Origin of the sequence: Aphanothece hegewaldii CCALA 016 (assembly GCF_003007785.1) — a bacterium.
GTDB classification, from domain to species: Bacteria; Cyanobacteriota; Cyanobacteriia; order Cyanobacteriales; family Microcystaceae; genus Chroococcus; species Chroococcus hegewaldii.
The window spans coordinates 229,256-241,764 of sequence record NZ_PXOH01000004.1; the positions used below are offsets into that span (position 1 = coordinate 229,256).

10 protein-coding genes and 1 tRNA gene are annotated in these 12,509 nt (G+C 37.4%); 3 read left to right on the plus strand and 8 right to left on the minus strand.

Translation table 11 applies throughout. The features are described from left to right. Positions 1–2: 2 nt before the first annotated feature. From C7H19_RS05740 to C7H19_RS05750, 3 genes are all read right to left on the minus strand, one after another. Positions 3–1,568 carry a hypothetical protein gene (locus C7H19_RS05740; RefSeq protein ID WP_106455929.1) on the minus strand — a complete coding sequence of 522 codons (1,566 nt, stop codon included), beginning with the start codon at positions 1,566–1,568 and terminating at the stop codon, positions 3–5. Between the two features lie 124 nt (positions 1,569–1,692). Further along, positions 1,693–2,325: a ThiF family adenylyltransferase gene (locus C7H19_RS05745; protein ID WP_106455930.1), complete on the minus strand. Its 633-nt coding sequence runs from the start codon at positions 2,323–2,325 to the stop codon at positions 1,693–1,695. Between the two features lie 3 nt (positions 2,326–2,328). Next, the gene (locus C7H19_RS05750; protein ID WP_106455931.1) at positions 2,329–3,153 is read right to left on the minus strand and encodes a hypothetical protein; all 825 of its coding nucleotides are present in this window, start codon (positions 3,151–3,153) and stop codon (positions 2,329–2,331) included. A gap of 38 nt (positions 3,154–3,191) precedes the next feature. Here C7H19_RS05750 and C7H19_RS05755 point away from each other — a divergent pair, with 38 nt between their 5' ends. Further along, positions 3,192–3,608 (plus strand): element excision factor XisH family protein, encoded by a 417-nt coding sequence (locus C7H19_RS05755; RefSeq protein WP_106455932.1) that lies wholly within the window; start codon positions 3,192–3,194, stop codon positions 3,606–3,608. Next, positions 3,596–3,931, plus strand: coding sequence for a XisI protein (locus tag C7H19_RS05760; RefSeq protein ID WP_106455933.1), 336 nt, complete (start codon positions 3,596–3,598; stop codon positions 3,929–3,931). Before C7H19_RS05755 ends, C7H19_RS05760 begins: the two co-directional genes overlap by 13 nt. Before the next feature lie 73 nt (positions 3,932–4,004). Here C7H19_RS05760 and C7H19_RS05765 read toward each other — a convergent pair whose 3' ends face one another. From C7H19_RS05765 to C7H19_RS05780, 4 genes are all read right to left on the minus strand, one after another. Further along, positions 4,005–5,438: a vWA domain-containing protein gene (locus C7H19_RS05765; RefSeq protein WP_106455934.1), complete on the minus strand. Its 1,434-nt coding sequence runs from the start codon at positions 5,436–5,438 to the stop codon at positions 4,005–4,007. Positions 5,439–5,651: 213 nt separating this feature from the next. Continuing rightward, positions 5,652–5,721: transfer RNA gene (locus C7H19_RS05770), tRNA-Met, on the minus strand. Between the two features lie 639 nt (positions 5,722–6,360). Beyond that, positions 6,361–7,089 (minus strand): hypothetical protein, encoded by a 729-nt coding sequence (locus C7H19_RS05775; RefSeq protein ID WP_106455935.1) that lies wholly within the window; start codon positions 7,087–7,089, stop codon positions 6,361–6,363. Between the two features lie 111 nt (positions 7,090–7,200). Beyond that, the gene (locus C7H19_RS05780) at positions 7,201–7,401 is read right to left on the minus strand and encodes a hypothetical protein (protein ID WP_106455936.1); all 201 of its coding nucleotides are present in this window, start codon (positions 7,399–7,401) and stop codon (positions 7,201–7,203) included. 452 nt (positions 7,402–7,853) lie between these two features. Between C7H19_RS05780 and gyrB the strand changes: the two genes are divergently transcribed. Next, positions 7,854–11,084 (plus strand): DNA topoisomerase (ATP-hydrolyzing) subunit B, encoded by a 3,231-nt coding sequence (gene gyrB / locus C7H19_RS05785; RefSeq protein WP_106455937.1) that lies wholly within the window; start codon positions 7,854–7,856, stop codon positions 11,082–11,084. A gap of 54 nt (positions 11,085–11,138) precedes the next feature. Here gyrB and C7H19_RS05790 read toward each other — a convergent pair whose 3' ends face one another. Further along, a complete protein-coding gene (locus C7H19_RS05790) occupies positions 11,139–12,509 on the minus strand; it encodes an alkaline phosphatase family protein (RefSeq protein WP_106455938.1) in 1,371 nt (456 codons plus the stop codon).

Sequence of the window (12,509 nt, forward strand, 5' to 3'; positions counted from 1 at the left end):
ACTCAAGGCTCGCCTTGTTCAATTTCTGGCTCAATTGTTTTTGTTGTAGGATTAATATTATTTTCGATTTCGGGCAATTTTAATAATATTCCAGCAAATAACCAATAGTAAATCGAAACAGGTTCAACAGATAAAGGATAATAATATGGATTATAACTAATAAATAAAACGAAAATCCAAACACAAAGCCCCCAATGTCGTAAAGCAGGATTACGAATAGAACGATAAGCTTTAAATGTTAGAAAAGAAAGAATTGAAACGACTGTCATAAATGCGATAAATCCGAGTACTCCAATCTCATACAGTAATTTAACGTAATAGGTTTCAATTAATAACGTTCCTTCTTCCGTCAAACGACGCGCACCACTGGTAGAACCACCTAAACCTTGTCCGAATAAACTCAGACGACTCGACATCCAAACAAATTGTTTAGCGATAAATTCATGTGGTGGTGAGTACATCCATCGCTCTACTAAATCATCAACACGCTGCTCTACAATACCAATTTGAGTGACTAGGAAAACAACTAATGTACATAATATTATTAATTTAATAACTAATGTTTGTTTTCGCTTTTCGGTCACTAATAATAAAATTATATAAATTATAGGAACTAGAATTAAAGCGATTCTTTGGCCAGAAATGAGTGTTGTAACTAAAACTATTCCCATAGCAAACCAACTAATAATCCGCCAAGATTTCGACGGATCACTAAAACAAACAGCATAGGTAATAAATGCACTAGAAATGAGAAACCATCCCCATTGCCAAGGATCGGAAAATGTACCAGAAAGACGAATTAAGTCCAATTTTGGATTATAAAGGATAGAACCACCTACTAAACAATTTGCTTTAAGTGTTGCTTTGTTGGTGATATCTGGATAATATTTAGTTTGAGACAAATCAACTATCGAAGGAAGCTTATTTAAAGTGATATTATTCGGACAAATTCCCTGTAATAACAAGAAATATTGAACTAGACCGAGCGTACAGCAAATAATAATTAAAACGACTAATAAACGGGTAATTGTAGATAAATCTTTGGGTTGTTGTATTAAATAATAGCCGCACAGTATTAAAGGAATATAACCGAGTAATATTTTGATTCCTATTAATCCTTTAGACAAACCGTTATTAGGAAGATTGACGAATAAAAAGGTTAATAAACAGAACCCACAAAGAATAGCGATCGCAATTAGTAACGGTTTCGTTTTTGCTCGCAGTTTTGGCCAAGCTTCACCCGATAAAATAATACCAAGTAATGCAGGAAAATAAAACGCATCTTTAGCAATTTTGAATAAAGGATAGGATTTACTGTATTTAATATAGTTCCCAATGACAGTAAATACTTTAACCACAGAAAAAGCGATCGTACTACTAAAAGGAAGATAAATTAAAAGTGCTAATAAACCTAAACGGGGATTTTGAAATGCTACCACCGCACCCGGAATCAAAAAAAGTCCGAGTAATGCTGCTTTAGCATCGAATAATAATGCTAAAACAACACAGAGAAACAGAGTCGCAACTGTAGTTACAGCAATAGGTAATAGATTTTTTTCTAGATTCATAATCCAGTCACAGACTGATTTAAACGATTGCAACCTAGTTTATCTGAAAAAAGAGAAATAGCAAGGTGAGGGTTTATTTATTGGTTGGGTAAGGAGTGAGGGTTTGGACTCCCTACCCCTACATTTAGACTAAAGGTTGAATGGATAAATCCTTTAAAGTGATGCTGTAACTGGGTTTTTGTTTTGTTGCAATAAAGTTAATCACTGTCTCGCAAGTCACCGCTACCGTCAACATTACTAAATTTCTCGCTAAAGGATAATCACAGATATCATCATTAATATCCGATGGTACACGATAGATTTCATTCCAAATGATTTCAGCATAATCACTCGATAAACCCGCATGAAGACAAGAAATTGATTTGCGATCGCAGTGTTCTTTCACGATTCCTCTGGCTATACTGTTATCAAAAGCATCGATGACTAAATTTCCCTTTAGTAAAGATGTAACACTTTCGGGGGTTAATTTATCGGTAACTGCGACTATTTTCACTCCAACTGCACGATACAGATGATTTGCGAGAATTTTTGCTTTAAACGCTCCCACATCCGAACGATAATAAGGTTGGGTAGATAAATTCTGTTCTTCGATGCGATCGTAATCAATCACTTTTAACTGACTAAATCCCGATCTCGCTAAGTTTTCAGTAATATTAGCACCCAAAGCACCCGCACCACAAATAGCGATCGGATACTTTTCTAATTGCTTCATCAGTTCATTTGTACGATACAGTTGTTCATGAAAAAAAATAGACATCGGTTAACGGTGTTCGATGACACCGACTAAAGATTGTAAGTCAAAATCTCGATCTTTTCCGCTTAAACAGATACCCGAACTAACAACAGTAAGATCATTTTTAGAAATAGCACTAATATGATGTTCACCATCTGAAGTTATCCAATTTACTGTCCAATAATCACCTCTATCTTGAAATTCTTGTAAATCACCACCTCCAAGTTTAAGAGCATTTTTCAAACGTCTTTCATCACTGTATTGAGTAAATCCTTCTGTTTTTTGAGTCACTAGATCATAAACAGTTTTTATTTCTGGTGTCATTCCTTTAATTGATAGCTTTTGAACAGAAACCAATTGTTTTAGAGAAGATTTAAGTTGATCGACAATTTTAAAATCACCTCTACGATCAACTTCTTCAAACCACCAAGTATGACCATCAAAACGAGCTATTATTTGTTCAAAGCGTCCACCTTCTATAACAAGATGAACAGGTATTGGTTTAACTTTTCCTAAACGTTGTTTCACATCTGCTTCACTAACTGGATAAGCTAACCAAGTTTTGCCAGAAAGACGATACGCTAACCGTAAACGAAATGAGGGAAAATAATTTAAATATTCCGATATTTGCCATAAATCAGCTTGGTCAACAAGTTTGGCTATTTTCTCATTTTCGGCTTGAAAGATGCCCCATCCTTCAAAATTTTGGGGTTTGGGAGCAAATTTATAAATCATACCAGCTACTTTTGTTTTAACTTTTCCTCCTTTGACACAAGGTGCAAAAAATTGTGTTACTCGTAGTTGGTTTTCTTGTGCGGCGATTTGTTCTAAAAGTTTACGGATTTTGGACATGGTAAAATTAAAATGAAAAAATTTTAAGTTTTTGTTAGATGCCTAAGTATGACTTTTATCATAATGTTGTGAGAGCCGCCTTAATCAAAGATGGCTGGATTATTACAGATGATCCGTTTATAATTGAATTTAAGGGATTGCGACTGTATGCTGATCTAGGTGCGGAAAGACTGTTTACTGCTATTAGAGATCAACAAAAAATTGTTGTTGAAATTAAAGTCTTTAATAGTCTTTCACTTATTACAGAATTACAAAAAGCAGTTGGACAGTATAATATATATCGAACATTCATACACCGCCTTCATCCTGATAGAAAAATTTACTTGGCTATTGCTAATGATATTTATTTAGATTTTTTTCAAAGACCTGCTATTCAAGAAATTATTTTAGATCAAAAAATTAATTTATTAGTTTTTGACCCAAATTTAGAGGAGATTATTCAATGGATAAGTTAAATACCTATCGAAAAGCTATTCAAAAGGTTCTTAATAAACATCAAGCTTATAAACCTAGTCACGGACAGATTGAAGCATTGGCAATATGTGATACTAAAAATGATAATTATATGTTAATGGATCTCGGATGGGATAATACAGGACGTGTTCATGCTGTTGTTTTTCATTTAAGAATTCAAAATGATAAAATTTGGGTTGAATGGGATGGTTTAGAAACTGGAATTACTCAAGAGTTATTAGATTTAGGAATTAAAAAAGAAGATATTGTTTTAGGATTCTATCGTCCTGAAAGACGTGCTTTAACTGAGTTTGCTATTAATTAGTTTTAATGGCGTAACATCAGTTATTAGAGGGAAAGAGTAAAGACGCTAAATTTAGCGTCTCTACCTTAGATCATTACTTATCTTTCCGTACTGGTAAAGGCATCTCCATAATTTCCATCAACAACTCTAAACGAGAAGGACGAGTTAATAGAGGAACCAAGTTCGGTAAAGAATAGTAGTCACCCGCAAAAGTGAAGGTTTCGACAGGTAAATGTTCTTGTTTTAATTGTCGTTCTAACCAATCATAATTGCTATCGACTCGAACAATTACAACATTAGGCATGACCGCAAATTCACGGGAGTAAGTTTTGTATACTTCTGTGAAGTAGGGTGCAGTATTTTCTCCTTCATCGGTTACAAGAATAATTTGATCAACGATTTGTTTTTTGCGTCGCATCATTTCTAATGCTGTACCGATACTTGTACCACCACCTGCATTGATGTTTTGGAAAGCTTTTTCCCAGTCGGTTAATTCTTTCCCTGTTGCAGTTACAGTATAGGGAATCGTATCAAACGCATAGACAAATAATTCTGCTTCCGTAATCCCAGAGATCAACGCTGCTACCTGTTTACCTGCTTCGATCGCTCGTTGCATTGAACCCGATTTATCGACTAATAAAGCAGTCGCACGAGTAATTGTACCCCGTTTTTTGACTTGTTCATTAGTCACTTGTTCGAGTCGGGCTACCGTTTCGCTATCCAACTCAACAACATCAGCAGCAACTTTCGCTTTGAATGCAGAGACTCGGTTACTTTTTTTCGCTTCTTCTAGCTTACTATCAATTAATTGTTTCACTTCAGGGTGATCCATTGCGCCTTTAGTTTTTAGAGACTTCAGGTTATTGATCACCTCTTGCGGTGTCATACTATTGATCAAAGCTACCAAGACCGTCGGAGTAATTTGTTTAACTGCACCGACTGCAACGGTATAAGGAATGTCGTACTCTACAATCATTCTCGCTTGATCTGCGGCTGTTTCTGCTTTCGCTAACAGTTTTAATGCAGCTAATGGAGAACCTTCGGGGGGTTGTTCATGAAACAAGATCGCGTTTGCACGTTCCGAGGGTTTAATGTGCAGTGAAGCGTATAAATGTTTCATTGCATTTTTAGCCCGTAATACGGCACGATCGAACTGAGTCGGATTTTTTTCCCGTACTTTCAGATAACGAGTGACCGCAGTTTTAGCAGAACGAGGTAATTTACCTAACGTTTGTTTCATGAAGTCTACCACACGAGCCACTTGATAGGGTGGGAACTCTTGCAGCATCATAAAACCTGCGTCACGGTGTTCTGTCAGAGAACTGGTTAACAAGTAGCTAACAAAAACCTCTTTGTGATCTCGTACATCTCCATTTCTTTGATACCAAATTGCTAAGTGTCCGTAGAATATTGGATCAAGTTCGATAATTAAATCATGAATTTCTTTAACTTGCTCAAGCTTACGGTGAGGAGTCGTTAATAAGCTGTTGAGCATTTCCAAACGTAAGTCACGTTCTGCGATATTCAATTTATGTAACCTCCATAATACCGTACAAGTCAGGGAAGCTCTCCTTATTCAGGATACCCGCTTTAAGGTTCGGGCCTGCCGCGTATTTCTCCATACGCACCTATGTTTTTTTGGTAGAGTATGTAAGCTTCCCCTGTCTGGGTACGGAATAAACAATATTTTTTTAGATGTTTTTTTAAAATCCCGATCGTGTAAGTATAGAAAGCTGTTGTTTTATACGCAGGAATTGAACCTGCTACACTTCGTTTATGAGACGAATGCTCTACCAAAATGAGCTAGTATGTAAGCTTTATAGGTTGGGACACGACTAGGATTTTTTAACCACCTCGCACAAGTTCAAAAAGCTGGTTTATACAGATTCAGTTTTTCAAGCTGATTCTCGTTGCAAGAGAGTTTGTATGTAAGCTTTTTAGATTGGGGTGCGATGTGAGATTTTTTTGAAAACGTCGTACAAGTTCGATTAGCGATTTGTACATTTTCTACCGCATTTAACCACTCTGCTACAAACCCAAACGGGTTCGATGGGATTTGAACCCATGTAATCTAATAAGATAGTAGCTCCCAAGTATGTAAGCTAATCTGGTGAGGGTACGATTTGATATTATTCTTGAACTTCGCACAAGTTCGATTAGCGATCGATGTTTAACCAGTGCATTACCGCTTTGCTACAACCCCTAACGGGATTGATGGGAGTTGAACCCACGATTGTTGGTATGTAAGCTAATCTGGTTGGGGTGCGAAGTCAGCGAATGAATTCACTGCCTCATAGCCAAAGTCCATTGAAATGGACTAAAACTATTACAGTGTGCGGGTTTATCAAAATCCGTGAAAATGAATCAACTTTTTTATGGTGAGTCGGTTTCAACCGACTTAAGCTGTGAGACAGAGAATTTATTCTCTGACGGTTTTGATATTGTAATTTTTATTCATCCCTGCGGACTTGAATCAGCTTAAGTTCTCGTTTGCTACATTGTCTTTTATGTGCTGCATAAATCTGTTTTTTATATTCATCATATGCAATCTTAGAAGTCATCGGAACCTTTAAAACGACATCTGTTACTACTAAATATGGTGTGAAATCCTTAAAGGTGATCACGTACCAAATATCATCGATTTTACGATACTGATGATAGTCATCAATCCAAATAAGATCATCTGGTTTTTTCGGTTTTTTGTTGAAATTAGTAACTTTGGGTGCTAAACAAAGTATTCTCGTTTCGGGATGGACAAAATAATTATCCTGATAATAACTTCCGAGTGGCCCATATCTCCTATGACTTGCACTTGCCTTATGATAGGGTACTCCGTCAATCATTTCTACATGAAGTACGACATAATCCCATAGATGAGAAATAACGTGTAGTCCTGTTAGTGTATTCGGTTTAAGTTGCTGACAAAGTTCACTGTACACTTGATCCCAAGGTTGACCCACTTTAGAACGCAAGAGACGACGTAAAGGGCCTAAATGATCAGAAAGATCTTTACTTTTATCTTTGACTTTAATTAAATAAGGACTTAGTAAACCATCTTCAGTTGCTTCTTTAGTGATTCGATCCAGTTCTTTTTTAACTCCCTTGAGTCTTCTGGAACTGCATCGACTCCCACCTCTGGGACGTTCGATAACAATTTCACCTAATCGATGTTCGCTCATATTACAACAAATGAGAATTTAATTAGGGAGGTTCATAATTTTGTACCTCCTGGTTGGCTGGATTTTGGTAAACTAATTTTTTATTACATTTCATTGTTTTAAGCTCCTTTTTTAACCGTAAACTGCTTCAGGTCGGATGATAAAATCACCACTAGGACGACGATCAACTACATATGTATTCAATTGATCGCTATTGACTTCGAGATGTCTGGCGAGTTGTTCTTTAATAGCGCGATCGCTCATATTCCCAGCAATATTAACCTGTCTTTCATTCACATCAAAAGAACGGCCTTCAAAACGTACATGAATCATCGCTCATCACCTCCATATTTTAAGTAATTAAAGGGCTTCCACCTCGTGTAAGTCAGAACAGCTAGTTACTTTTTAATCTCCAAGATTGGCGGAGACTGTAGGACTCGAACCTACTACGGGATTAACCGATTAACCAGTATGTAAGCTTGATCACGTCGGGACACATGGCAGAAACGGTCTTCGAGGTTTTTTTCCTCATGTCTTATAATATACTACATATAATACGAGTGTGTCAATAGCATACTACAAAAAATTTTAGTGAATAATATGGTATGATTGTACTTAGCTGCATAAACAACGATCGCTATTTATCACTCGTTCGCTACACCCCCTAAATAAACTTCATCACAGAACCACTTTAAGCAGTCTGTAACCCATTTGTGTTAGAATTTTTGAGGATTTTGTCTTTGATAAAGCAGATAACGAATATCAGCCAATTTATAGGAAACTCTATGACCAGTAATTACGGTGCAGAACAGATACAAGTCCTTGAAGGATTAGACCCCGTTCGTAAGCGTCCTGGGATGTATATCGGGACGACAGGCCCCAAAGGACTGCATCACCTCGTCTATGAAGTCGTTGATAACTCAATTGATGAAGCATTAGCGGGACATTGCGATCACATCGAAATTGATATTAATGCTAATGGTTCTGTCACTGTAACCGATAACGGGCGCGGAATTCCTACCGATATTCACCCCACTACAGGAAAATCCGCATTAGAAACTGTTTTAACCGTTCTCCACGCTGGCGGTAAATTTGGCGGTGATAGTGGATATAAAGTGTCTGGAGGATTGCACGGGGTAGGAGTTTCTGTCGTTAACGCATTGTCTGAATGGGTAGAAGTAACGGTATGGCGAGATAAAAAAGTACATACCCAACGCTTTGAAAGAGGAATACCCATTGGTGAACTACAGTCCAAACCGAGTAAAGAAACCCATACAGGAACACGAGTCACTTTTCTTCCCGATACTCAGATCTTTACAGGTGGCATCGAATTCGACTATAGTACCCTTTCAGGAAGACTACGAGAACTTGCTTATCTGAATGCAGGTGTCAGAATTACCTTTACCGATAACAGACAAGATGAACCTCATCAGGAAGTTTATTTCTATGAAGGGGGAATTCGTGAGTATGTCGAGTATATGTGTCGAGAAAAAGAAGCCCTACACAAAGACATTATATATGTATCAGGAGAGCGCAACGGCGTACAAATCGAAGTTGCTTTACAATGGTGCATTGATGCGTACAGTGATAACTTATTAGGATTTGCGAATAATATCCGTACCATTGACGGAGGAACTCATCTAGAAGGATTAAAAGCCGTTCTAACCCGTACTTTTAATAACTTAGCCCGCAAACGCAACAAAATCAAAGAAAATGAGTCAAATCTAAGCGGAGAGAATATCAGAGAAGGGTTAACGGGGGTTATTTCCGTCAAAGTACCCGAACCTGAATTTGAGGGACAAACCAAAACCAAACTCGGCAATACCGAAGTTAGAGGACTTGTCGATTCAATGGTTGGCGAAAAACTCAACGAATTCTTAGAATTTAACCTCCCTATTGGTGATTCAATTCTCGAAAAAGCCATTCAAGCATTCAAAGCAGCAGAAGCAGCTAGACGCGCTAGAGATTTAGTCCGCAGAAAATCCGTTTTAGAATCTTCTCCCTTACCAGGTAAATTAGCCGATTGTAGTTCCAGAGATCCCAGAGAATCCGAAATCTACCTCGTCGAAGGCGATTCGGCGGGTGGTTGTTTTCATGGCGATATAAAAGTTGCCTTAGCTGATGGTCGAAATATCAGTTTTAAAGACTTGGTTGCTGAACAAGAGGCAGGAAAACAGCACTTTGGTTATACAATTCGCCAAGATGGAACAATTGGAATCGAAAAAATTATCAATGCAAGAGTAACTAAGAAGAATGCAGAGGTTATCAAAGTTACTTTAGATAATGGAGAAACTCTTATTTGTACCCCTGACCATCTTTTTATGTTGAGAGATGGTAGTTACAAACCTGCGGCTTTGCTAACTTCAGATGATTCTTTAATGCCTTTATATCGGAAATATTCTGATATCAATGAACCAAAGATCACCATTGATGGCTATGAAATGGTATGGAATCCTCGTTCTGATTCTTGGCTATTCACTCATCTTTTATCAGATTGGTATAATCGTTGGCAAGGTGTTTATAAAGCCGAAGATGGAGAGCATTGTCATCACGTTGACTTTAACAAGCTGAACAATAATCCGACTAATCTTCAACGTCTTTCTGCTAAAGATCATTTAGCTTTACATCGCATTCAGATCAATCAAACTTTACACCGTCCTGATGTGGTTGAAAAATGTCGCCAAATACATCAGACAGAAGAGTTTCGGACTCGGATGAGTCAAAGAATGCAGGAACCACAAACTAAAGAAATTCTTTCACAGCAAGCAAAAGCACAGTGGGTGAATCAAGAATATAAAGAATACATGGTGTCAAAATGGCGTGAGTTTTATGACAGTAATGAAACATATCGTCAAGAAAACAATCAACGATTAAATGTATCTCAACAACTCTACTGGAGTAATGAAAACAATCGAGAAAAACAAGCAGAAAAAGTTCATCAATATTTTGTAGACCATCCAGAAGTTAGACAACAGTTTTCTAACTTTGCTAAACAACAATGGCAAAATGAATCTTTATTAGACTGGAGACGAGAAAAGACAAAAGAACAATGGACACCTGAATTTAGAGCAAAAAGAAAAGCTGCTCTTTCTCAGACATACTACAATAAAACGATTACTGCACTGAAAAAGGTAGAAATTGAGCATGGATGTATCGATTTAGAAGCTTATCAAACTTATCGTTTACAGACAAAAGATAAGTCATTACTAAAATTTGATACCTTTTGCACAAGATACTTTGAAGGTAATGTTAGTAAAGCAAAAGAAGCTATTACGAATTACAATCATCGTATTGTTTCAATAAAATATCTAGACGACACCTATGACGTTTATGATATTGAGGTTCCCCATACTCATAATTTTGCATTAGCTAGTGGAATTTTCGTTCATAACAGTGCAAAACAAGGACGTGACAGAAGATTCCAAGCGATTCTTCCGTTAAGAGGAAAAATCCTGAATATTGAGAAGACAGATGATGCAAAAATCTACAAAAATAACGAAGTACAATCATTAATTACGGCACTGGGATTAGGGATCAAAGGTGAAGAATTTGACTCATCTCAATTACGATATCACCGCATCGTGATCATGACTGACGCTGATGTAGATGGTTCGCACATCAGAACACTTTTACTCACCTTTTTCTATCGTTATCAACGGGCGTTAGTTGATCAAGGTTACATTTATATTGCTTGTCCTCCACTCTATAAATTAGAACGAGGCAAGAATCATTATTACTGTTACAGTGAGCGAGAATTACAACAAAAAATAGCTGAATTTCCCGCAAATGCTAACTACACGATTCAACGGTTTAAAGGGTTAGGCGAAATGATGCCCGAACAACTTTGGGATACAACCATGAACCCAGAAACCCGAACGATGAAACAAGTTCAGATCGAAGATGCAGCCAAAGCAGAAGAGTTATTTACAATTCTCATGGGCGATCGCGTTGCCCCACGACGAGAGTTTATCGAAACACATGGAGCAAGACTTAATTTAACCGATCTTGATATCTAAGTGTGTCATTTTGTCAAGTGCGGCTAGGATTAATTATTCTAGTCGCATTTTTATTTAGACGCTCATTAAATGTTGCATGATTATCGAGTAAATATCAGTCGCTTTAATCGCTGTTGAAGGAATAAATTCTTGTTGTGTAATAAAGATCGGCCATTCTTCAGAAAAAGAACTGACACAACCATGAGAACCTCGAATCAAAGAAGCATCTAAAGGAATCACATCCAGCAAAGAACGAAAACCAAGCCGTTTTTTAGCTAGAATAGTGCCAATTTTGAGTTTAGGAAATCTGATTTTAGGGTCGAGTAAAAGTTCAACAGGATCATAACCTGGTTTACGGTGGATATCGACGGTTCGAGCATAGTCTGGGGCTTTTGTATCGTCTAACCAGTAATAATAAGTGAACCACGCATCGGCTTGAGCGATCGCCACTAATTCCCCAGAACGAGGATGATCTAAACCATAAGTTTTTTTACTTGATTCATCTAAAACTTGTGCTACACCTTGAGCATTTAAGAGCAAATCATAAACTTTCGGGATATAGTCTGGATCATTAATATAAATGTGAGCAATTTGATGATCAGCAACAGCAAAAGCGATACTTGTACCTGCATCTAGATATTCCCTCCCCAACTCCTGACGCACTTTAAGTAAGCCATTTTCCCGTAAAAGATGATTTAGATGAATGGGTTGAAAAACAGACGTAATACCATATTCAGAAAGAATAATAACCTGAGCATTTCGCTTTTCATAAAAATCAATTAAATCCAAACAAAGAGTCTCAATATCTGTTAAATCTTGTTGTATTTGTTCTAAATCAGTGCCATAGCGTTGTAAACAGTAATCGAGGTGAGGTAAATAAACTAAGGTTAAAGTAGGGCTGTAGCGTTGCTCGATCCATTTAGCAGAATCCGCGATCCACTGACTTGATTTAATAGATGTATTCGGGCCCCAAAAATTAAATAGCGGAAATTGACCTAGTTCATCTTGAATTAATGAGCGTATCCCAGTCGGTTGAGTATAAATATCAGGAATTTTTCGACCATCGGCGGGATACATTGGGCGTGGCGTAATCGCATAATCCACCGAGGAATACATATTATACCACCAAAAAAGATTAGCACAGGTAAATGTCGGATCGATCGATTTCGCCATTTCCCATATCTTAGGAGACTGGATCAATTTATTAGACTGTCGCCAAAATTTGACTTCACATTCATCCCGAAAATACCATCCGTTGCCGACTATTCCGTGTTCTGAGGGCAATTTTCCAGTGAGATAAGTCGCTTGTACTGAACAAGTCACGGCAGGTAAAATAGGTTCAATTGTTGCCACTTGTCCGCAAGATGCCCAACGAGACAGTAACGGCATCTTTTCCAGCAAACTAGAAGTTAATCCAACGACATTCAAAACAACAGTTTTTTGCAT

What these genes read in the sequence shown, in the direction of transcription:
- C7H19_RS05740 (WP_106455929.1), bottom strand. Translation starts at nt 1,568, where the DNA reads ATGAATCTAGAAAAAAATCTATTACCTATTGCTGTAACTACAGTTGCG.
- C7H19_RS05750 (WP_106455931.1), bottom strand. Translation starts at nt 3,153, where the DNA reads ATGTCCAAAATCCGTAAACTTTTAGAACAAATCGCCGCACAAGAAAAC.
- C7H19_RS05775 (WP_106455935.1), bottom strand. Translation starts at nt 7,089, where the DNA reads ATGAGCGAACATCGATTAGGTGAAATTGTTATCGAACGTCCCAGAGGT.
- C7H19_RS05790 (WP_106455938.1), bottom strand. Translation starts at nt 12,509, where the DNA reads ATGCAAAAAACTGTTGTTTTGAATGTCGTTGGATTAACTTCTAGTTTG.
- C7H19_RS05745 (WP_106455930.1), bottom strand. Translation starts at nt 2,325, where the DNA reads ATGTCTATTTTTTTTCATGAACAACTGTATCGTACAAATGAACTGATG.
- C7H19_RS05755 (WP_106455932.1), top strand. Translation starts at nt 3,192, where the DNA reads ATGCCTAAGTATGACTTTTATCATAATGTTGTGAGAGCCGCCTTAATC.
- gyrB (WP_106455937.1), top strand. Translation starts at nt 7,854, where the DNA reads ATGACCAGTAATTACGGTGCAGAACAGATACAAGTCCTTGAAGGATTA.
- C7H19_RS05760 (WP_106455933.1), top strand. Translation starts at nt 3,596, where the DNA reads ATGGATAAGTTAAATACCTATCGAAAAGCTATTCAAAAGGTTCTTAAT.
- C7H19_RS05780 (WP_106455936.1), bottom strand. Translation starts at nt 7,401, where the DNA reads ATGATTCATGTACGTTTTGAAGGCCGTTCTTTTGATGTGAATGAAAGA.